This window comes from Acetobacter sp. KSO5 (assembly GCF_044094635.1).
In the GTDB taxonomy this organism is placed as follows: domain Bacteria; phylum Pseudomonadota; class Alphaproteobacteria; order Acetobacterales; family Acetobacteraceae; genus Acetobacter; species Acetobacter cerevisiae.
Genome location: NZ_CP172014.1, coordinates 102,117 through 124,382, shown reverse-complemented (window position 1 = coordinate 124,382; position 22,266 = coordinate 102,117). Strand labels below are relative to the sequence as shown.

General features: G+C 58.1%; 18 protein-coding genes. 5 read left to right on the top strand and 13 right to left on the bottom strand.

Annotation, left to right across the window (positions count from 1 at the left end; translation table 11 throughout):
- Positions 1-121: 121 nt before the first annotated feature.
- Positions 122-454 (top strand): ferredoxin FdxA, encoded by a 333-nt coding sequence (fdxA, locus tag ACHQGU_RS00540; protein ID WP_025826541.1) that lies wholly within the window; start codon positions 122-124, stop codon positions 452-454.
- 197 nt (positions 455-651) lie between these two features.
- Here the strand turns inward: fdxA and cyoD are convergent, their stop codons facing one another.
- From cyoD to ACHQGU_RS00515, 5 genes are all read right to left on the bottom strand, one after another.
- Entirely contained in the window at positions 652-984 is a 333-nt protein-coding gene (cyoD, locus tag ACHQGU_RS00535; RefSeq protein WP_062250477.1) for a cytochrome o ubiquinol oxidase subunit IV, read from the bottom strand.
- Positions 984-1,589, bottom strand: coding sequence for a cytochrome o ubiquinol oxidase subunit III (cyoC, locus tag ACHQGU_RS00530; protein ID WP_043549225.1), 606 nt, complete (start codon positions 1,587-1,589; stop codon positions 984-986). The genes cyoD and cyoC overlap by 1 nt, the downstream gene beginning before the upstream one ends.
- Positions 1,589-3,580: a cytochrome o ubiquinol oxidase subunit I gene (gene cyoB, locus ACHQGU_RS00525; RefSeq protein WP_062141628.1), complete on the bottom strand. Its 1,992-nt coding sequence runs from the start codon at positions 3,578-3,580 to the stop codon at positions 1,589-1,591. The genes cyoC and cyoB overlap by 1 nt, the downstream gene beginning before the upstream one ends.
- Before the next feature lie 5 nt (positions 3,581-3,585).
- Complete coding sequence (cyoA, locus tag ACHQGU_RS00520; protein WP_043549228.1) at positions 3,586-4,509, bottom strand: ubiquinol oxidase subunit II; 924 nt, start codon at positions 4,507-4,509, stop codon at positions 3,586-3,588.
- Between the two features lie 629 nt (positions 4,510-5,138).
- The gene (locus tag ACHQGU_RS00515) at positions 5,139-5,915 is read right to left on the bottom strand and encodes a Bax inhibitor-1/YccA family protein (protein ID WP_062141629.1); all 777 of its coding nucleotides are present in this window, start codon (positions 5,913-5,915) and stop codon (positions 5,139-5,141) included.
- 86 nt (positions 5,916-6,001) lie between these two features.
- Here ACHQGU_RS00515 and ACHQGU_RS00510 point away from each other — a divergent pair, with 86 nt between their 5' ends.
- The 4 genes from ACHQGU_RS00510 to ACHQGU_RS00495 all read left to right on the top strand — a co-directional run bounded on the left by ACHQGU_RS00510 (position 6,002) and on the right by ACHQGU_RS00495 (position 11,299).
- Positions 6,002-6,577 (top strand): 2'-5' RNA ligase family protein, encoded by a 576-nt coding sequence (locus ACHQGU_RS00510; protein WP_395495529.1) that lies wholly within the window; start codon positions 6,002-6,004, stop codon positions 6,575-6,577.
- A 233-nt stretch (positions 6,578-6,810) separates the two neighbouring features.
- The gene (locus ACHQGU_RS00505; RefSeq protein WP_062141631.1) at positions 6,811-9,039 is read left to right on the top strand and encodes a PQQ-dependent dehydrogenase, methanol/ethanol family; all 2,229 of its coding nucleotides are present in this window, start codon (positions 6,811-6,813) and stop codon (positions 9,037-9,039) included.
- Between the two features lie 56 nt (positions 9,040-9,095).
- A complete protein-coding gene (locus ACHQGU_RS00500) occupies positions 9,096-10,511 on the top strand; it encodes a cytochrome c (RefSeq protein WP_062141657.1) in 1,416 nt (471 codons plus the stop codon).
- A gap of 146 nt (positions 10,512-10,657) precedes the next feature.
- On the top strand, positions 10,658-11,299 hold the full coding sequence (locus ACHQGU_RS00495) for a uracil-DNA glycosylase family protein (RefSeq protein ID WP_395495528.1): 642 nt from the start codon (positions 10,658-10,660) through the stop codon (positions 11,297-11,299).
- A 16-nt stretch (positions 11,300-11,315) separates the two neighbouring features.
- Here ACHQGU_RS00495 and ACHQGU_RS00490 read toward each other — a convergent pair whose 3' ends face one another.
- The 8 genes from ACHQGU_RS00490 to ACHQGU_RS00455 all read right to left on the bottom strand — a co-directional run bounded on the left by ACHQGU_RS00490 (position 11,316) and on the right by ACHQGU_RS00455 (position 22,158).
- On the bottom strand, positions 11,316-12,557 hold the full coding sequence (locus ACHQGU_RS00490) for a glycerate kinase (protein ID WP_395496347.1): 1,242 nt from the start codon (positions 12,555-12,557) through the stop codon (positions 11,316-11,318).
- 221 nt (positions 12,558-12,778) lie between these two features.
- Positions 12,779-13,636 carry a carboxylating nicotinate-nucleotide diphosphorylase gene (nadC, locus tag ACHQGU_RS00485; RefSeq protein WP_062141633.1) on the bottom strand — a complete coding sequence of 286 codons (858 nt, stop codon included), beginning with the start codon at positions 13,634-13,636 and terminating at the stop codon, positions 12,779-12,781.
- Between the two features lie 45 nt (positions 13,637-13,681).
- Positions 13,682-14,674, bottom strand: a complete 993-nt coding sequence (nadA, locus tag ACHQGU_RS00480) for a quinolinate synthase NadA (protein ID WP_395495527.1) — start codon at positions 14,672-14,674, stop codon at positions 13,682-13,684.
- A gap of 81 nt (positions 14,675-14,755) precedes the next feature.
- Positions 14,756-16,987, bottom strand: a complete 2,232-nt coding sequence (locus ACHQGU_RS00475; RefSeq protein ID WP_395495526.1) for an FUSC family protein — start codon at positions 16,985-16,987, stop codon at positions 14,756-14,758.
- Between the two features lie 144 nt (positions 16,988-17,131).
- The gene (locus ACHQGU_RS00470; protein WP_062141636.1) at positions 17,132-17,665 is read right to left on the bottom strand and encodes an adenine phosphoribosyltransferase; all 534 of its coding nucleotides are present in this window, start codon (positions 17,663-17,665) and stop codon (positions 17,132-17,134) included.
- An 82-nt stretch (positions 17,666-17,747) separates the two neighbouring features.
- Positions 17,748-19,979, bottom strand: coding sequence for an ATP-binding protein (locus tag ACHQGU_RS00465; protein ID WP_395495525.1), 2,232 nt, complete (start codon positions 19,977-19,979; stop codon positions 17,748-17,750).
- A gap of 59 nt (positions 19,980-20,038) precedes the next feature.
- Positions 20,039-21,322 carry a multidrug effflux MFS transporter gene (locus tag ACHQGU_RS00460; RefSeq protein WP_215754001.1) on the bottom strand — a complete coding sequence of 428 codons (1,284 nt, stop codon included), beginning with the start codon at positions 21,320-21,322 and terminating at the stop codon, positions 20,039-20,041.
- Positions 21,323-21,450: 128 nt separating this feature from the next.
- Positions 21,451-22,158 (bottom strand): TVP38/TMEM64 family protein, encoded by a 708-nt coding sequence (locus tag ACHQGU_RS00455; protein ID WP_395495524.1) that lies wholly within the window; start codon positions 22,156-22,158, stop codon positions 21,451-21,453.
- Between the last annotated feature and the right edge of the window lie 108 nt (positions 22,159-22,266).

The window sequence follows — 22,266 nt, the reverse complement described above, 5'->3', positions numbered from 1 at the left end:
TGCCACGGAACAAAAAGCCCCTCATATCTTCGCCATCCTTGATGGCATGGCCGGGAATGACCATGCCATTTGTCCCGGGACCGGACCCGATCCGCTCCCCCAGAAATCTTCGGAGATGGCAATGACCTACGTGGTCACTGAAAACTGCATCCGCTGCAAATTCATGGACTGTGTGGAAGTCTGCCCTGTTGACTGCTTCTACGCCGGTGAAAACTTCCTGGTGATCAACCCGGATGAATGCATTGACTGCGGCGTGTGTGAGCCTGAATGCCCCGCAGAAGCGATTTTCCCGGACAGTGATGATCGCGCGACAGCATGGGCAGAACTCAACGCATCCTATTCTACCAAATGGCCGAACATCACCCGCAAGGGCACACCCCCGGCTGATGCGGAAGAATGGAAAGACAAGCCGGACAAAGCTGGCCTGCTCTCCCCTGAGCCCCATAAAGGCTAAAGCTCCCACCCTTTGGGTGCTTTGAAAACGGCGCGTTGACCCCCAACCGGGTGGTCCGCGCCGTTTTTTATGGGCCCCTCTCCGGCTGGCCCCCGGTCTGGCACCAGGCACAAAAAAAGCCCCGGAAGTAATTCCGGGGCTTTTTTCTTACCAAACACAAGACCCTGCCGGTGCGAGACCGGCAGAGCTGTCCCTTATTAGCGGGACATCATGTGCAGGGCGGTGTTGTTCATGATGAACATGGTGCCGATGAGCAGAATCACGACGAAACCAACAGTGAAGAAGAAACACATGTTGTTCCAACGCTGTTCAGACCCACTGCCCATATGCAGGAAGTAGTGCAGGTGCACGAGCACCTGAATGAAGGCGAGAACCGCAAGACCCGTCAGCGTACCTGAAGGAGACAGGCTGTGGCTCATAACGAGACCAAAGGACGCTGCCGTCAGGATAACCGCAAGAACGAACCCGATAATGTATGAGGATACACTACCGTGGCTTTCACCCGAAGGGGATGTGTGAAGATCGCTCATCAGATCATGCTCGCCAGATAGACATAGGTGAAGACGCAGATCCAGACGATATCCAGGAAGTGCCAGAACAGGCTCAGGCAGGTGAGCTTATTCATCATACGTTCCGGGATCTCAGTCGTGCCCATCAGCTGAACGATGAGGGTCACGAGCCAGATCAGACCACACGTTACGTGCAGACCATGCGTGGACACCAGTGTGAAGAAGGAAGACAGGAACGCGCTGCGGTCCGGCCCATTACCTTCATGGATCATGTGTGCAAATTCATTCAGTTCCAGGCCAACAAAGCCCAGACCCAGAAGGAACGTTACACCCAGCCACATGATGACTTTGTTGACCTCATTCTTATGGGCGGCAATCATGCCGAACCCATAAGTGATGGAAGAGATCAGCAGCAGGGCTGTTTCCTGCGCCAGTCCGCTATACTCGAACAGGTCACGGCCGCTCGGGCCGCCGTTAACCTGGTTATGCAGGACTGCAAACACGGCAAAAAGTGAGCCGAAGATAATGCAGTCGGTCATCAGATAGACCCAGAACCCGAACACCACCGGGGACTCGTGATGGTGTTCGTCGTGGCCTGCGGTCTGAACAGTTGTGTCGTGCGCCATTACTCAGCTGCCTGTGCCATGAGTTTACGGGAATGCTCGTTCTCGATCCGGGCAACTTCTTCAGCAGGGATGTAGTAATCGATATCCTTGTTGGCGCTACGGGCAATAACCGTCCCGATCACACCGATCAGGCCGATGGCTGCCAGCCACCAGATATACCATACTGCAGCAAAGCCGAATACGAGGCTGAACACACCGATAAGGAACCCGGCAGCCGTGTTTTTCGGCATGTGGATCGGAGCATACGGCCCACCAGCACAACGCGTATCAATGCCGTTTTCCTTATCGTGCATGAACGCATCGAGTTCATGAACGTGCGGGACAATAGCAAAGTTGTACGGCGGCGGCGGAGAAGACGTGGACCATTCCAGAGCGCGACCATTCCACGGATCACCCGTGACATCACGGTTAGCGGGCAGGTTGCGGTCACGAATTGTCACGTAAAGCTGGGTCAGCTGACACACAATCCCGAACAGGATCAGCACAGCACCGACTTCAGCAATCAGCAGCCAGATGTGCCATTCCGGATTGTCGTAGTGGTTCATACGACGGGTCATGCCGTCGAAGCCCAGCACATACAGCGGAACGAACGCAAAGTAGAAGCCAACGAACCAGAACCAGAAAGCACGGATGCCCCAGGTTTCGTTCATCTTGAAGCCCATGACCTTCGGGAACCAGAAGTTCATGCCACAGATGTAACCGAAATACACACCACCGATAATCACGTTATGGAAGTGAGCAATCAGGAACAGGGAGTTATGCAGAACAAAGTCAGCACCCGGAATTGCCATCATCACACCGGTCATACCACCGATGGTGAAGGTCACCATGAAGCCCACGGCCCAGTACATGCAAGCATGGAACTGAACGCGACCCTTATACATGGTGAACATCCAGTTAAAGAGTTTCACACCAGTCGGGATCGAGATGATCATGGTTGCGATGCCGAAGAAGGCATTCACATCCGGACCAGCACCCATCGTGAAGAAGTGGTGAACCCACACGATGAAGGACAGAACCATGATGGAGCAGGTTGCGTAAACCATGGTGCCGTAGCCGAACAGCGGCTTGCCGGAGAAAGCAGGAACAACTTCAGAGAACACGCCAAAGGCGGGAATAACAAGAATGTAAACTTCAGGATGACCCCAGGACCAGATCAGGCTGAGATACAGCATCTGGTTACCGCCACCATCATTGGTGAAGAAGTGCATACCGAAGTAACGGTCCAGACCCAGCAGTGCGACAGCAACGGTCAGCACGGGGAAGGAGACCATGATCAGGATAGAGGAGCAGAAAGCCGTCCAGGTAAAGACAGGCATCTTCATCCAGGTCATGCCCGGAGCGCGCATCTTCACGATCGTCACGAAGAAGTTCACGCCGGTCAGCAGGGTGCCGACACCGGAGAGCTGAATGGCCCAGATATAGTAATCCACACCAACGCCAGGGCTGAACTGAGACTCAGACAGCGGAGGATAAGCCAGCCAGCCACACTGTGAGAATTCACCGATGAACAGGGAGACGTTCACCAGGATGAATGCAATGGCGGTCATCCAGAAGCTGAGGTTGTTCAGGAACGGGAAGGCAACGTCGCGGGCACCGATCTGAAGCGGCACAACGAAGTTGAACAGCCCGGTCATGAAAGCCATGGCCAGGAAGAAGATCATGATCGTTCCGTGAGCGGAGAAGATCTGATCGTAGTGATGCGGCGGCAGATAACCGGGGTTGCCAGCATAGGCCATGGCCAACTGGGTACGCATCATGATGGCGTCCGCAAAACCGCGGAACAGAGCAACCAGCGCCAGCACGATGTACATGACAGCCAGACGCTTATGGTCAACGGAAGTCAGCCACTCTTTCCAGAGGTAGCCCCACTTGCCGTAATAGGTAATCAGCCCCAGAACCGCGAGACCGATAATGGCAACGCCCAAGAACGTGCCTACCAGGATCGGCACATCCAGCGGGATGGCCGAGAACGATAGTCTCCCTAGCATAGATCCTATTCCTTCATATTCATGTCGGACATCGCGGACTGCACCTGAATCATCTTGCCAGTGCTTTTGTCCATGACCATGCCGTTGTTGTATTTGGCAACGATCGTGTTGAACATTCCGGGTTCAACATGCGCGAAATATTCGACAGGATTGGCTTCGCTCGGCGCAGCCAGCTTCGGATAGGTCTGACCATCCAGCTGCTCGGAGGAAGACTTTACTTTATCAACCCATGCATTGAATTCATCACCACTGACAGCCAGCGTGCGGAATTTCATGTCAGAAAAGCCACGGCCGCTGTAGTTGGCGGATTCACCCAGATAATCACCCGGCTCGTTAGCCATAAGGTGAAGCTGAGTCTGCATACCGGCCATTGCGTAAATCATGGAACCAAGACGCGGGATGAAGAAAGAGTTCATCACGGAATCAGAGGTGATTACGAAATCGACGGGGGTGTTAACCGGAATAGCCAGCTGGTTGACGGTCGCAATACCCTGTTCCGGGTAGATAAACAGCCATTTCCAGTCCAGAGCCACAACTTCAACATGAAGCGGCTTGGTGGTTGCTTCGGCTTCCAGCGGTTTGTACGGGTCAAGAGAATGACACGTCTGGTAGGTGATCACCGCAAGAAAGAGAATGATCAGGGAGGGCACGCCCCAGATGATCAGCTCGATCTTGTTAGAATGAGACCACTTAGGAAGATATTCTGCACTGGTGTTCGACTGGCGATAATGCCAGGCGAAATACACGGACAGAATGATGGTCGGAATGACCACAATCAGCATTGCGATTGTAGAGGTGGCGATCAGTGATTTCACCCCATCGCCAACCGGGCCTTTCGGATCCAAGACATCCATCTCACACCCGGCAAGCAGCAACGCTGACGATAGGCCGCCCAATCGCGCCATTCTCGCCAGTAACTTGTTTTTCATCGCACGCCTCTTGGTTCTGACATCTACTTAGCCTCACAAAGACTCTTCGCTCCTGCTGCCATAGAAGCCCGACAACAGCAAGAAACCGCGCTCCGGCTTCCCTTGGGTGCCAAAATGCCGGCAACCCTGCACAGACTGGCCATCTCCTCCGGAAAAGAGATGAAAAAGCCTGAGCCGGAACGACAGTTCAACAGGCTCCTCGGGCAGCGAAAACGCCTTGCGCCCTACTTTATTCCTAAAGCGCAGATTCTCAATGTCCGAAAAGTTCCATCAGCCTTTCGTCACAGTCGATCTATTCCCTAAAGAACATTTCGTTCCTGTGTTATTTCGCCGAATTTCGAGGGTGACAAGACTTCACTATTTGTTACGAAATATTACATACTAAAAATGTCCTGATTTTTTTTCTGTTCTAAATCAGGGTGTTATAGCACTCCACCTCAAATCACAGATATGTGAGCCACTTCCTCATGCTCAACATAAGTCTTATTTTGAACGCATTCTGAATGGGCAGATGCCCTTTCCTTCACTGCATAGCTGGCCACACAAAAAAGCCCGACCTCTGCAGGCCGGGCTTTCCAGATTTATTCAGACTCCTCGAATTAAGGAGTCTGGACCTCTTATTTCCAACCTTAGTCGTTGGAGTTCCGCACGCCCATGAACTGGAGCAGGAACTGGAAGAGGTTGATGAAATTCAGATACAGGCTCAGCGCATCATAGACGCTGCGTTTGGCCGCTTCATCCGGACCTTCATACGCCGCATACTGCGGGTAGGTGACCCGGATACGCTGGGCATCAAACGCACTGAACGCCGTGAAGATGAACACCCCGATAATGCTGTAGACAAAATAGACTGCCGAACTTTTCAGGAAGATATTCACCAGACCGGCAATCACCAGTCCGAACAGCCCCATCATCAGGAAGGAGCTGAACTTCAGCAGGTTAGCCTTGGTCGTGTAGCCCCACAGAGACGTTGCCGCGAAGGTGCAGGCCGTTACCAGAAAGACGCGCACAACGGAGACACCGGTATAGACCAGAAAAATGCTGGCCATGCTGGCGCCCATGGTCGCACAGAAAGCCCAGAAAAGACCCTGCGCGCCCTGTCGGGACAGGCGGTTAACCCCAAAGGACATCACCAGCACAAAGCCGAGCGGCGCAATCATGGCCAGATCCCCCAGCAGCGTGGGGCGCAGGGCCAGACCGCCAGCCATTGGGGTCAGATGGAAAAACAGGTTCCGCAAGCCGGTAAAGGCCACGGCGTAGGCCACGATGCCTGTCAGCAGCAGGCCTGAGGCCATCCAGTTATAAACGCGCAGCATGTAGGCGCGCAGACCTGCATCCAGTGCGCCGGCCTGGGCATTTAAGCCCGCAGCTGCTGTGGGTGAACGGTAGTCGTGACTGAACGACATCTTTTCCTCTCCTTGTCCGGACAAGCCGGCGTTGCTTTATACTTGTGGCTGCCCTGCCCCTGCGTCAAGGGTTAGCAACCCCTTTCATGACCAGCCTGAGAGATGATGAAGGTCTGACGATGTACCTTATAATTGGCGCGACACTCCCTGCGGAACTCCGAACAACCCTGCTTGGGCTTCAGGCTCATTTTCCAGACAAGAGCTGGGTGCCGGAGTCTTTTCTCTTTTTGCCGTTCTGCGCGCTCGGAAACATTACCGATCCCACACTTCTGGAAGAAATTGATCACGCTCTGCGGAACATTTGCCCGCGTACGCCGCTTTCCTTCACGACAGATGGATTTGAACTTTCCCTACGCAAGGACCGAATCTCGCTCGGAATAAAAGTACAGCCCTCACAGCTTGATCACCTTTCCGTGAAAATCCGTTCGGCCATGCAACGGGCGGGGGTGCAAAACCCCAAACTTTATACCCCCCTGACCATTCCTCTGGCCGCTGTTACGGACGTCCCTTCACTCAACGTCAGTCAGTGGATTCAGATGCATCATCCACAGACATTTTCTGAACACACCATTTCCGAAATTACCCTTTTCAGCTCTTGGAAAAACGAGGAAACGCCCCTCATTATTCCGGAAGAGGAATATCATTTTAGCAGGATTATTTAAGTCCCCCCATCACGTGTTATAACATAAACTATTACAGTTCGTGATCACCCAGCTACAAGACGGGGCGGTGCCTCTACGCTGCTGTAACGGCTAGATAATCTCCAGGAACATGGAGGCAGCTATTCATCTGGCGTGATTGACAGAAACTGGGCCTCTTGGCTGATTGTGAGAAACCGGCCTGCCGGCTTTTTTTCTTCTTTCCTCACCTTAATATCAGTCGAGGACGCTAACGCATGACCCGCCCCGCCTCCGCCAAGAGACGTTCGCTGCTAGGAATTCTCGCGGCTGGAACGATCTGCGCCGCATCACTGCCGTATGCGGCAGTGCCTGCCTACGCTGACGCCCAAAGCAACACAGGGGAAGCGATTATCCATGCGGATGATCACCCTGAAAACTGGCTCTCTTATGGCCGGACCTACACGGAACAGCGCTTCAGCCCGCTGGAGGACATCAACCGGTCCAACGTTGGCAACCTGAAGCTGGCCTGGTTCTACGACCTGGACACAAACCGCGGGCAGGAAGGCACGCCCCTGGTTGTGGACGGCGTGATGTATGCCACCACCAACTGGTCCAAAATGAAGGCGCTCGACGCCGCAACCGGCAAGCTGCTGTGGGCCTATGACCCGCGCACGCCGGGCAACATTGCGGACAAAGGCTGCTGTGACACGGTCAACCGTGGTGCGGCATACTGGAACGGCAAAGTCTACTTTGGCACGTTTGATGGCCGCCTGATCGCACTGGATGCCAAAACCGGCAAGCTGGTGTGGAGCGTGAACACCATCCCCAAAGATGCCTCTCTGGGCCAGCAGCGTTCCTATACGGTTGACGGCGCTGTGCGTGTTGCAAAAGGTCGCGTTCTGATCGGCAACGGCGGGTCCGAATTTGGTGCCCGTGGTTTTGTGACCGCCTACGATGCCGAAACCGGCAAGATGGACTGGCGCTTCTATACGGTTCCGAACAACAAGAACCAGCCTGACCACGCTGCATCAGATTCCGCGCTGATGAACAAAGCCTACAAGACCTGGAGCCCCACGGGCGCCTGGACGCGTCAGGGCGGCGGCGGCACGGTCTGGGACTCCATTGTCTATGACCCGGAAGCCGATCTGGTTTATCTGGCTGTTGGTAACGGCTCCCCCTGGAACTACAAATATCGTTCCGACGGGATTGGCGATAACCTGTTCCTGGGCAGCATTGTTGCCGTTAAGCCTGAAACCGGCGAATACGTCTGGCATTTCCAGGAAACGCCGATGGACCAGTGGGATTACACCTCGGTCCAGCAGATCATGACGCTTGATCTGCCGATCAATGGTGAAAAACGCCACGTGATCGTGCATGCGCCGAAAAACGGCTTCTTCTACATTCTGGACGCCAAAACGGGTGAATTCCTGTCCGGCAACAACTATGTGTACCAGAACTGGGCCCAGGGTCTGGACCCCAAGACGGGTCGTCCGATCTATAACCCGGATGCGCTCTACACCCTGAACGGCAAGGAATGGTACGGCATTCCGGGCGATCTGGGCGGGCATAACTTTGCTGCCATGGCCTACAGCCCCAAAACGGGTCTGGTCTATATCCCGGCGCAGCAGGTTCCGTTCCTGTATAAAAACCAGGTTGGTGGCTTCAAGCCGCACCCGGACTCCTGGAACCTCGGTCTGGACATGACCAAAGCTGGTCTGCCCGATACCCCCGAAGCCCGCACGGCTTTCATGAAAGATCTGAAGGGCTGGATTGTGGCCTGGGATCCGAAGAAGCAGCAGGCTGCTTGGGTTGTTGACCACAAAGGCCCCTGGAATGGCGGTCTGCTGGCAACTGGTGGTGATCTTCTGTTCCAGGGTCTGGCTAACGGCGAATTCCACGCCTACGACGCCACGAACGGTGCAGATCTGTTCCACTTTGATGCACAGAGCGGCATTATTGCTCCGCCAATTACCTATAAGGCAAAAGGCAAGCAGTACGTGGCTGTGGAAGTGGGTTGGGGCGGGATCTATCCGTTCTTCCTGGGTGGTCTGGCCCGTACGTCCGGCTGGACAGTCAACCACTCCCGCGTTGTGGCCTTCTCTCTGGATGGCAATGCTGTTCTGCCGCCGCAGAACGACAAGGGCTTCCTGCCCGTCAAGCCGCCGGCACAGTATGACACCAAGGTGACGGATAACGGCTACTTCCAGTTCCAGACCTATTGCGCCGCCTGCCATGGCGATAACGGGGAAGGTGCTGGCGTTCTGCCTGATCTGCGCTGGTCCGGCTCAATCCGCCATCAGGATGCGTTCTACAACGTTGTCGGTCGCGGTGCTCTGACAGCCTACGGCATGGATCGTTTTGATACGAGCATGAAGCCTGATGAGATTGAGGCCATTCGCCAGTTCCTCATCAAGCGCGCGAACGAAACGTATCAGCGTGAAGTGGATGCTCGCAAGAATGACAAGGGCATTCCTGAAAACGCGACCCTCGGCATCACGCCGTAATGGTCCGGCAGAGTCATGACGTCATTCGGCACACAAGCGATACAGTGGTAAAAACGATGATCAAAGGACTAAAAGCCGCTCTTGGAGCGGTCACTGTCGGGCTTCTGGCAGGAACTTCTCTGGCCCATGCCCAGAGCACTGATGATGAACTGGTAAAAAAAGGTGAGTATGTCGCCCGTCTGGGTGACTGCGTGGCCTGTCATACAGCGCTGCATGGCCAGAAATACGCGGGTGGTCTGTCTATTCAGACCCCCATTGGCACCATCTATTCCACGAACATCACGCCGGACCCGACCCACGGGATTGGCACCTACACGTTCAAGGAATTTGACGAAGCCGTTCGCCACGGCGTCCGTAAGGATGGCAGCACGCTTTATCCCGCCATGCCTTATCCGTCCTTTGCACGGATGACGCAGGACGACATGAAGGCGCTGTATGCGTACTTCATGCATGGTGTGAAGCCGGTTGCCGATGCCAACAAACCGGCTGGCATTTCCTGGCCGATGTCCATGCGCTGGCCGCTGTCCATCTGGCGTTCCGTGTTTGCTCCGGCACCCAAGGACTTCACGCCGGCTCCGGGCACGGATGCTGACATTGCCCGCGGTGAATACCTCGTCACGGGTCCGGGCCATTGCGGTGCCTGTCATACGCCGCGCGGCTTTGGCATGCAGGAAAAAGCTCTGGATGCCTCTGGCGGCGCAGACTTCCTGGCCGGTGGCGCTCCGATTGATAACTGGATTGCCCCCAGCCTGCGGAACGATCCGGTTATGGGTGTTGGTCGCTGGTCTGAAGAAGACCTCTATCAGTTCCTGAAATCTGGCCGTACCGACCATTCCGCAGTGTTTGGTGGCATGGCAGACGTGGTGGGCTGGAGCACCCAGTACTTCACGGATTCTGACCTGCACGCCATGGCGAAATACCTGAAGGCCCTGCCCCCGGTTCCGCCGGCACGGGGTGACTACAAGTATGACCCGTCCACGGCACAGGCTCTGGACTCCAACAACACGTCCGGCACCCCCGGCGCCAGCGTGTATGTTGACCAGTGCGCCATCTGTCACCGTAACGACGGTGGTGGTGTAGCCCGTATGTTCCCGCCGCTGGCTGGCAACCCGGTTGTGGTGTCTGAAAACCCGACATCTGTCGCCCACATCATTGTGGACGGTGCGGTTCTGCCGCCGACCAACTGGGCTCCGTCCGCTGTCGCCATGCCGGGCTACAAGAGCGTTCTGTCTGACCAGCAGATGGCTGATGTCGTGAACTTCATCCGCACGGCATGGGGCAACAAAGCTCCTGCTAACGTGACGGCCTCTGATATCCAGAAGCTGCGTGTTGATCATGCACCGATCTCCTCCGCTTCCTGGGGCTTTGGTGGGAGCGACACGGCAACGTGGGGTGTCTTCCATCCGCAGCCTTACGGCGCTGGCTGGACGTTCTCTCCGCAGACCCACACGGGTGAAGACGCAGCACAGTAAGCCGCCTCTTCTCTCACTCTGCCCCTTAACCGGGGCAGATCTGAAAACACCGCGCTGGTCCTGCCAGCGCGGTGTTTTTTTATGCGTGATACGCTTCGGGAAGGCCGCATATTGTGGAATGGAACGCCCCACCACATATCCTTGGCATGGCCTCTCTCTTTTCCAAACATACTCCCGGCTTTCCCGCAGACAGCACCGCTGCGGAACAGGATGAAGCTCTCGCCAGTTTTCTGAAAGAACTGCAGGGGTGTCAGGCCTGTGCGCACAAGCTGCCGCTCGGGCCCCGCCCGGTTGTGCGCCTCTCGCCCCGCGCCCGGATTCTGATTGCCGGACAGGCGCCCGGAACGCGTGTGCATAATACCGGCATCCCGTTTAATGATGCATCTGGCGAGCGCCTGCGCTCCTGGCTGGATATGAGCCCGGATGTTTTTTACGACACAGAACAGGTCGCCATTGTGCCAATGGCCCTGTGTTATCCCGGGGTTTTACCAAAAGGGGGCGACCGGCCACCGCCGCCGGAATGCGCGTCCCTGTGGCGGGAGCGTATCCTGTCCTTCCTGCCCAATCTGCGCCTGACGCTGCTTGTGGGATCATACGCGCAGAATTATGCTTTGGGAAAAGGGAAGGTTTTTGAACGGGTTTTGGATTTCCGCTCGTATCTCCCCGGCAATTTCCCTCTCCCGCACCCCTCATGGCGAACAGGGGCGTGGGAGCGGAAAACGCCGGACTTCCAGAACGTGGTCATCCCGGCTCTGCGGGACGCTGTCAGACACGCTCTGGAAGACTGAGTTTGAAAAGCGCCTTTTACAGAACCAGAATCAGGCGAATATCATTCACATTAGTTAGCGTTGGGCCGGTCATCACAAGGTCATCCAGTTCTTTAAAGTAGCTGTAGCTATCATGCCGTTTCAGAAAATCTTCGGCGCTTAAACCCAGCGCGACACCGCGGGAGAGAGTGTGCGGTCCGATCAAAGCACCAGCCGCATCTTCCGTCCCATCAATCCCGTCACTATCCCCGGCCATACCCCAGATTCCCGCTTCACCGGCAAGACTTTGCGCGCAGGCCAGCAGAAATTCCGTATTACGGCCCCCTTTGCCCGGTTTTTCACCCGGCCTGATGGTCACAGTCGTTTCGCCGCCACTCAGCAGCACAGCAGGAGCAGCCACAGGATGGCCGTGCTGTTTGACAGATCGGGCCATGCCAGCAAACAGAACCCCGGCAGAACAGCTTTCCCCTTCCAGCGCGTCTCCCAGAATAATGGGGGTTACACCCGCCCGGCGCGCCACATCGGCTGCGGCTTCCAGCGCGAAGAACGGCGTTGCGATCAGTGTCAGGCTATTGCCCTCCGCCACGGGCGGACACGTGTGCTTTGCTACACTGGCTTCCCGTTCCAGCAAGGCCTGTGCTGCCGGGGGTAACGTCAGATCATATTTCTGGATGATGCGCAGCACATCCTGCGCCGTGGTCTTATCCTGCAGTGTGGGGCCGCTGGCAATGACGGCCGGGTCATCACCCGGAACGTCGCTGATCACCAAAGAGACAACCCGTGCCGGATAAGCCGCCTGTGCCAGCCGACCACCCTTGATGGCGGACAAATGGCGGCGGACGGTGTTCATCTCTGTAATGGTCGCGCCGGAATGCAGGAGCTGGCGGGCAATCTGCTTTTTCTCATCCAGCGTAATGCCCTCAGCGGGGAGTGCCAGAAGAGCCGAACCACCACCGGAGATCAGGGCGATAACCAGATCATCCGCCTGAAGCCCCTTCACCGTTTTCAGAATCTCCCGGGCCGCCTGCTCACTCCGTTCATCCGGGACCGGGTGTGAGGCTTCCAGCACACGGATGGACTGGGTCGCCATGGCATGCCCGTCCCGCGTGACGACCACGCCTTCCAGCGGGACATCCGGCCATGCGGCTTCCAGCGCCGCCGCCATGGAAGCGGCTGCTTTGCCAGCCCCCACCACAACACACCGCCCCTTGGGTTTTTCCGGCAGGAACCGCGCCAGCACATGGAACGGGCTGGCGCTCGCCACGGCGGCATCAAACATCTCGCGCAGAAAAACCCGCACCCGGGTTTCCGACCACTCTTCCGCCGGGGTGGACGACGCTGTGCTGAAAGACTCTGACATAAAGGCTGCCTCTTATTTTTCGTGCATCATCCCATGAGGTTCCGGAGGTGAACTCAAGGGATCAGACTCACATTTTACCGACTAACGCGTGACCTGCCCCAAGGGTTACACAAAACACCGGGACGTGAGGATGTTGACGTTCAAAGGGTCTTTTCAAAATCCAGACCAAAATCGAGCGCTTTGACGGAATGCGTCAGCCAGCCGACGGACAGCAGATCCACCCCCGTCCCGGCAATGGCCGCAGCCGTCAGCGGGGTAATGCCACCGGAGGCCTCAGTCAGCAGGCGGCCTTTAATCATCTCAACACAGGTGCGCAGCATGGGCACCGGCATGTTGTCCAGCAGCACGGCGTCCACCGGCTCCCCCGCCAGCACGTCTTGCAACTGCTCGGGTGTGTCGACCTCAACTTCAATTTTCACCATATGACCCGCTGCCTTGCGCGCCCGCGCCACGGCTTCCTGCACACTGCCCACCAGCGCAATATGGTTGTCCTTGATCAAAATGGCGTCATCCAGCCCCATCCGATGGCTGATCCCCCCACCGGCCCGCACGGCATATTTCTGCACCGCCCGCAGACCGGGCAGCGTTTTGCGCGTGCAGCACAGACGTGCCTTTGTGCCCGCCATGCTGGCTACAATCTGCGCCGTAGCGGTAGCAATACCGCTGAGGTGGGAGAGGAAATTCAGCCCCACCCGCTCGCCTGTCAGAATGGAGCGGGCAGAGCCTTCCACCACGGCCACTACATCACCGGGTTCCAGAGGCGCGCCCTCCATTTTCAGACGCTCGAACAGCAGAGAGGGGTCCATCAGGTGAAAGGACAATCGAGCCAGATCCAGCCCCGCCAGCACACCTTTTTCCCGGCAACGCAGGGTCACCCGGACGCGCTCTGTCCCTTTCAGAACGGCGCTGGTCGTCAGATCCCCTCCGCGTCCGAGATCTTCCAGCAGTCCGGCCCGCACCAGCGGTTCGAGCATGATATCAGGCAGGGCAGGCAGCATGGAGCGTCTCGTTCTCTTCTTCAAAAATCGTGAGGGGAAATCGCCTTAAACCGCCAGCATCCGCTCAATGGACAGACGGGCGCGGTCTGCCACACTGGGATCGACCGTCACTTCTACTTCCATCTGTTCCAGCGATTTGCGGATGGCGGAGAGTGTGATGTGCTTCATATGCGGGCACAGATTACACGGGCGGACAAACTCTACCTCGGGATGTTCCACGGCCAGATTGTCGCTCATGGAACATTCCGTCACCAGCAGCACACGTCCGGCTTTTCCAGACGCCACAAACTCTGACATCCCGGCAGTTGAGCCGGAAAAATCGGCTTCCGCCACAACCTCCGGCGGACATTCCGGATGCGCCAGCACAACAAGACCCGGCCATGCGGCGCGCCACTGGCGGATTTCTTCCGGCGTGAAACGCTCATGCACCTCACAATGGCCTTTCCAGGTGATGATTTTCACCCCGGTTTCCTTCGCCACATTCTGCGCCAGAAACTCATCGGGGATCATGATCACTTCATCCACGCCCAGACTTTCAATCACCTGGCGGGCATTGCCGGAGGTGCAGCAGATATCGCTTTCTGCCTTCACATCGGCTGAGGTGTTCACATACGTCACCACCGGCACGCCGGGGTAACGGGCGCGCATCAGCCGGACATCGGCTACGGTGATAGAATCCGCCAGTGAACATCCTGCCTCAACAGATGGCAGAAGCACCGTTTTAGACGGGTTCAGCAGCTTGGCGGTCTCAGCCATGAAGGCCACCCCCGCCATAACAATCACATCGGCTTTTACATCCTGCGCCTTACGCGCCAGAGCAAGGGAATCCCCGGTGACGTCCGCCACACAATGGAAAATCTCCGGCGTCTGATAGTTATGCGCCAGGATGACGGCGTTACGCTTTTCCTTAAGGGCCAGAATAGCGGCAATATCTTCAGAAAAAGCGGGCCACTCCATGGCCGGAATAACATGGCTTACCCGTGGGTACAGGCTGTCTGCCTGCTCTTGCCAGAATGACGTCTGAAGGGAGGCGGTCATTTTGCTGTATCCGTCTGAACAGAAAGGGGCCGGGGCATCGCCTTTTCCATGCCTGCTGGCACAGGAAGAGTCAAAACACAGTCAGGAAAACGCCTTGTCCAGATACGGGGAGGACGCATCAAAGAAATCCTGGTTCTGCTCCAGTTCCGTTTCAATCACCCTCAGGCTGGCAAGGGCGCGCAGCATTTCCAGCCGCACGGACAGGTTTGTTTCCACCTGCTCCCGCTGCACCAGATACTGCACAGCCAGATGCGTGGCCCGCGCCGTACGCCCATATTGCCCACCATACCGGCCTGTAAACCGCTGCATCCGGTTCATCATGGCCTGCGTGGCCCGTTGTGCGCCGGGCGGCAGTACACCCTGCGCCAGAATGGCCCGTAACCGCAGCACATTCAGCCCGATGGTCATGCCGGACAGCACGCCGCTCAGATAGCGATTGAGCACAAAAGACTTTTTATCCGGTGTCATGGTGGACAGACGCACAAAGCCATCCACGCTGCGCCCCACCACTTCGGACGGCAGTTCCGGCACCCGCTGGCTGGCCAGCCGCCGCAAGCCGCGCAGAATGTTCAGCCGCATGTCCCACCGCAGACCATCGGGGTCAAACGGCAGGAAAACCCGATACATCCACATGGCAAACACCATGGCCAGCAAGAGCGGCAGCGCCGTGTTGAAATACATGACCTCATCCATTCGGCCCTGATTCAGCGGCCCGACCAGAATGGGCAGGAACAGGTTATAGGCCACCGCCGCCAGAACCAGCGGCACATAGGCAAAAGCCAGTCCGCCCAGCAGCATGGGGATGGAAAGGCACATGGCCAGCATTTCATACGTGGTGGGCTGAGCCATTACCCACAAATCCAGCAGGCCGCACATGCCGATGACGCAGATAGTCCCGTGCAGGAAGGCTTTGGTCGCCAGAGCCGGCTGTTCCAGCGTGGAGAACAGGGCGCAGACAATGGAGACAAACATCATGAAGGTCAGACCATCCGGCCAGGCCGTGGCAACCCAGATCAGCCCGGAACAGAAGATAGTCACCGAGGCCCGCAGGCTGTTGGTAAACGCCATCCGCCAGTCCCGGTAAGACCGCATGGCGTAGCGGAAGTGGTCATGCGGCTGCGGGTTGCGGCTCATGTCGAACTGCTCAAGCGCCAGCCGCAGTTCGTCCATCATTTCTCCCAGCTTGTGCAAAAGCTGGCCCTGACGGGAGACAACGCGCTCCTCGTCCCGATCAACCGGCGTATGAGTCGCCGCGACCATTTCCTCATCCAGACAGGCGGCTGCAAGCTGGCGGCAGGTGGCACATAATTCATCCAGCTCCCGCAGGACGGGCGCGACGGGCTGATCCTGATCCACACGACCCGGCAGCGTTTGCAAAAAGTGGCTCACGTCCGCAGCGGTCTGCTGATAATGGGTGCCCTCGCTGTCTGGCACCTGCAACAAGGCCGCCAGATCCAGCCCGCGCGACATCAGGACCGTCATGGCGGCAAGGGCTGCGCGGGCGTGGTCGCCTTCATGCTTGTGTTTGCCCATCTCAATTTCGGCAAACTCAACCTGATCACTCAGCGTCAGAATGGTGGAGAACACCTCAGGCGAGGTGGACACTGAGCGCCGGTCGCCTTGCAGCAGGCGGCCGAGTGTGCGCGTCACGCCGCCCAGCGCCTGCACAAAATTGCTGGCCAGCCTGTTTCTCGCACGGTTTTCCAGCCGGTATTGAAACAGGGAAGAAATGGTGGTTTCCACCACAATGCCCAGCGTGATGTAGGTGGCGCGGGCCATGGCGATTTCAAAAATATGATCCGGTGCCAGCACCCCATCCAGCGCGATAATGGCGTAGGTAAAGCCGGACGCCCGCATGCCATGAATACGGTAGTTGGTCATGGCCGCCGGGCCGGGCAGAAGTGTTCCGATAAAACAGAACGCCCCGATCCCTCCGGCCAGACAGAACAGATACAGCAGCGGTGCCTGTGGCATGCAGGCCACCAGCACAATGGCGCAGATGGTGCCTACCACCATGCCAAACATATGCCACCGCGCCTTGGCGATGGATTTGCCGCGCGTGCCCTGCGCCACCATCCAGACCGTCAGCGCGGCCCATTGCGGGCTGCCAAGCTCCCACCAGAGGGCGATACCCAGTGCGATCAGAGCAGAAATGGTGGTCCGCAGCGCGTAGCCGAAGGACAGGAGATCCGGCGCATACAGCCAGCGAAAGTGGTCCAGTTTACGCGGCGGGCCACCCCCCAGCAGGGTCTGGCGCGCAATTTGCGCAAACGCCTGCCAGAGCTGGCCTAAAGAAAGCGCTGCACTCCTCATGCAGCACTCAGCCAATCGTATTTTACGGAAATACCTGCCATGCAGCCTTCATAGCTTAGGGCAGAGTAAAAACGTATTCACACCTTACTATGCCCGCTATGCCTGACAGGCAGGCGTCACAGGCAAAGCAGGGCGGAGCGTGTTTTATTCGTCGTAAGACAGCAGGGTTTTAACTGGCGCATCCACTTTTGCGCGGCCGCCAAGGCCGGTCAGTTCCACCAGCACAGAAGCCCCGACTACATTAGCGCCAGCCTTTTGCAGCAGCGTGACAGACGCGGAGAGCGTGCCGCCGGTTGCCAGCAGATCATCCATCACCACAACGCGCTGGCCGGGTTTGATGGCGTCGGCCTGAATCTGCAGCGTGTCACTGCCATATTCCAGATCATACGTATGGGAGATGGTGGCGCCCGGCAGCTTGCCCGGTTTACGCAGCATCAGCATGCCACAGCCCAGGCGGTCCGCCAGCGGAGCAGCTGTCAGAAACCCGCGGGATTCCACAGCGGCCAGCATATCAGGCTCCCACGGTGCAATCTGGCGTGCCAGACGGCCCATGGTGATCTGCCAGGCATCCGGCTCACGCATCAGCGTGGAAATATCGTAAAACAGGATACCCGGTTTCGGAAAATCCGGAATGTTCCGAATATAACGCTTCAGGTCGATATCCTCGTGCTGCGTCATGGCCCGTGGTGTCCTTTCCGATGGTTTTGCGGCACACGCTCTAGCCCGCCCCTCCCCCTTCCGCAAGAGAGAAGGATGGGAGTCAGGCCCCTGCCCGTGCGGTCAGAGCCGCTGTAACCGCCTGCATCAGGCCATCTCGGCGGAAAGGCTTGGGCAGCAGTCGCGCCCCCTTAAGCGCACCGGGCGGAGGGGGGCTGTCCGGCGTGAGTTCACCCGACATATAGACCACAGCCAGACCAGCATCACGCCCCGCCAGCACGCGGGAAAGCGTCACGCCATCCAGCGGGCCGGGGAGCTGAATATCCGTCACCAGCAGATCGATCCGCCCCTTGGCCGCAGCCGCCACGTCAAACGCCTGCTCGCCGTCCCCGGCTTCCAGCACCCGGTGCCCGGCCATGCTGAGAATGGTGACGACAATATCCCGAATGGCCGCATCATCTTCCACTACGAGAACCTGCATCTGTCGCTCCTGCACCGGAGCCGCCGGTGCGCATTTGGGCAGCACAACCTCCTTCACATCCGTCACGGCGCGGGGAAGCCACAGGGAGACCTCCGTGCCGCACGAGGCACCAGTTGCCACCACGACGCGCCCACGCGCCTGCTGAGAAAACGCCAGAACCATGGCCATCCCCAGCCCTGTGCCCGCGCCTTCACTCTTGGTGGTGAAGAAGGGTTCAAACAGATGCGCCAGAACCTCCTTCGTCATGCCGCTGCCGCTATCAATCACGTCCAGCCGCACCCAGTCCCCTGCGGTCAGCGGCGTGGGGTCTGACACCACGCGCATTGTGCGGCCCTCTTCCACCGGAAGGCTCATCAGGTCGGCATTGACGGGGAAGGTGACATTCCGCGCGACTATGCGCAGACGCCCGCCTGTGGGCATGGCGTCCCGCGCATTAATGGCCAGATTCAGCACAGCACTTTCAAGCTGCGCTGGATCTGCCCGCACGGACCAGACACCCGAAACATCCCCACATTCCACGACAATACGGGAGCCGATAATCCGCCCCAGCAACCCGCTCAAAAAAGAGAACAGATCGGACAGGGATAAGGAATCCGGCGTCGTGCTTTGCCGCCGCATGAAGGAGAGCAACTGGCCCGTCAGCGCCTCGGACCGCCGCCCGGCATGCGTGGCGGCAGAAAGATATTCCTGCCGCTGCTCCACATGATCGGGCTGGTCATGATCCGCCGCCAGTTCCAGATTGCCTAAGATTACGGTGAGCAGATTTTTAAAGTCATGCGCAATGCCAGCGGTCAACTGGCCAAGGGCACGGAGTTTCTGGGCTTCACCCAGAGCGCGCTCACTGCGCAGGCGGAGGGTGATATCGGCTGCCGTCAGCACAAAGCCCCGGCGCTCCGCTGCACCATCCGGCGCGAAGAACAGGGTACGGCACAGTTCCAGATCCGCACCATTAATCCCGTTACATTCCACCATGACCGGCGGCGCAGATTCACCGCGCGACAGACTGGCTTCAATATGCTCGAACGGCTCCAGAAGGGGTACGCCCCCCACTACAAGAACAGCGCTAAGCTCTTCATAAGAGAGGCCGAGCTTCAGAAAATCCTTTTCCAGCCCAAGCACAGTCCGCAGCTGCTCGTTCCAGTGCCACAGGCGGCCATCAGCGCCAAACACCGCAACACCCAGACTCAGGCTGTCCAGCGTGGCGCGCAGACGCAATGCCAGATCACGCGAGGATGCTTCCGCCCGCGCTGCGGCAAGAGAAGACCGGTCCAAAACCCAGCCTGCGGAAATCAGACTGAGCACACCTGTCAGAATACCAAGAAGCCCCAGACGCCGCTGCCAGCTGGTATTGCGCAGCATATTGGCCACGCGGTCTGCCTGATCCAGCGTGCTGACGCGGCTAAGAACGGAAAGGTTATCATCAAGAGTGGCCAGAACCTGTTCGCCACCCTCCGGCATCGCCCCGCCGGTTGTCTTCCAGCCGGCAACCTGCGTCAGACCATTATCGACCGCACTCAGAGGTTCTGATCGCTCACTGCCTTGCCGCTTCTGAATGGCCTTGAACGCCGTAAAATCCTGTCGGGCTGCGCCAAGCTGGGCAATGGCGCGCTCATAACAGGTCTCATCCCGCTCCTGCCCCTTGGCCAGCCAGGCATAATGGCAGATCCGGGCCTCGCTGGTCGCATGGTGCAGGTTGCGCAGGTAACTGCCAGCAGCGGTGCTCCGGCGATCCAGATCGCCATGGCGGGCCATTTCGTTACCCAGCTCAATGCCCATAGTCCCGAACGTGACAATAAGCAGACCGGCACCAATCAGTGCCAGAATATGGGCCCGTCTTGCGGGATGCCGTGCCATGCCGTCCTAGCTCCGTTTCACGTTGCCTGCGGCGTCAGGGCACAGCGCCCGTGTTTGCCTCAGTCGCTCTGGTGGCCAGTGGTGCTGCTCAAACCTCCGGGCCGGAGTGCACACATGGCCAGCATCATTAATGTACCAAAAAACATACAGCCCGCCATAGGCAGAGCCGACGTTGTGGGGAACATCCCCAGCACGGCCCCGGCCAGCGCGCCCAGCACATACTGCATGGTGCCCGCCAGCGCAGCCGCCGCCCCTGCCAGACTGGGGTGGTCCGCCAGTGCGCCCATCATGCCATTAGGGAAAATAAAGCCCGTCGGCGCGAGGGTGAGCACCATTGTGGCAATAAGGAACCACACTTCGTAATGTTTGCGCCATTCCGCACTTGCATACCAATCCCCCCACAGACTGACAGCCACCACCAGCGCGCCGCCCAGCACAGCCACCAGCACCGCCATAACCAGCAATCTGGCCGAGTCGATCCGCCCGACCAGCACCCCGTTCAGCTGGGATGCGCCGATCATGAAGACGGAAAAAATGCCAAACAGCATGGAGAAGCGGAACGGCGTGAACCCAAAAATCTTGATGAAGACAAAGGATGCCGCCGTCAGATAGCTGAACTGCATGAAGGTGGAAAAACCGGTAATCAGCGCATGGGAACTGAATGACCGGTCCCGCAGCAGAGTGAGATAACGGGTGACCAGCGTCATGGGGGACAGGGAAACACGCCTCTGATACGGCAGCGTTTCCGGTAACACCCACACGACCAGCAGCACACACAGCAGCCCATACACCGCAGACGCCCAGAAAATGATGCGCCATGAGGTAACAGCCACAACCATACCGCCCAGCATGGGAGCCAGAATGGGCACAACGCCCATCACCATCACCAGTTGAGACAGCATTTTAGCCCCGGCATTCCGGTCCGGCACAATATCGCGCACGCAGGCCGTGGGGATAACCAGACTGGCCGACGCGCCAATGGACGCCACAAACCGGGCAATGGAAAAGGTGATGATGTCCGGCGCAAAAGCGCAGACCGCAGACGCCAGACCATAAATCAGATTGCCCGCCAGCATAGGCCAGCGCCGCCCGTAGCGATCCGCCAGCGGCCCCATGGTAATCTGCCCGATGGCCAGCCCGACAAACCAGATAGACAGCGTCATCTGCACATTGCCCGCCGTGGTGTGCAGAGACTGCTCCATGGCGGGAAACGCTGGCAGATAGATATCCGTGGAAATGGGGCCAACGGCAGTCAGAAACCCCAGCAGGAGGGGGAGCCAGCCCGGCACCCCGTTAGGGAAAATGGCAGAAACAGGCTCTCGTGAGACGGTGGCAGATGCCATCGTGGCGCTCCGGAAAGAAAAAGAGGGGCAAAAAAGAACTGAACAGGACATCGGCCTGACAGGACAGAGGCAAAAACGAAGAACAGAAATGCAGCATCTTTGTGATGCCACCCCAGGGAGGCTGGCTCCTATGCGTCTGGCTGGTCGGCCCGGTCTGTATCCTGCTGCACTATGCGGCCTACCTGCGCCCGGCGCAGCAGCCACACACCCAGCACGCCCGAGGCAACAAACAGGCCCCCGCCAAGCACAAACTGCCACACAGCGTCAACCCGCACACCGGCTCCCAGCAGCACCGCCACCACATTCTGCGGCAGGCCGCCCAGCACGGTAGCCGCAGCAAACGGCACCACCCCAATGCCTGAAACGCCCCCCAGCAGGTTCAGCAACAAAGCAGATCCAACCGGCAGCAGACGTAATGTGAGAATACTCAGAAAAGGCTGGCGGCTCAGCATGGCATCCAGCCGGGCAAAGCGCGCCCCAAGCCGGGCCTGCGCCCAGTGCCGGCCACCCCAGCGTGCCCAGAAAAAGCCAGCCACACATCCGGCTGTCGATGCAACAGTAATCAGCACCGTGCCCTCAAGGGCCCCATAGGCCAGCCCGGCGGCAAATCCGGCAACCTGCCGCGGCAGGCCAAACGCACACCAGACGGACGCACCGGCCAGAAACACCACGCGCCCCCATGCGCCATCCCGCAGCAGAGCGGTACTTTCCAGCACATGCCTCAGCCCCGGCACGGCGCGCAGCAGCACGGCCCCCGAAACCAGAAAGGCCAGCATCAGAGCAGGACGCAAAAACCGGAAAACAGGCCGCGCGGCGGAGGGAGGTGTCTGTTCCATCCTGCCGGCTGGTACCATCTTCTTGCCGCCAGCCGCAAGCAGGGTTTAAACCCTCGTTATAGTCAGACACAACACAGGCCAAAGGGTGCCATGTCCTCCTCTCCTCCG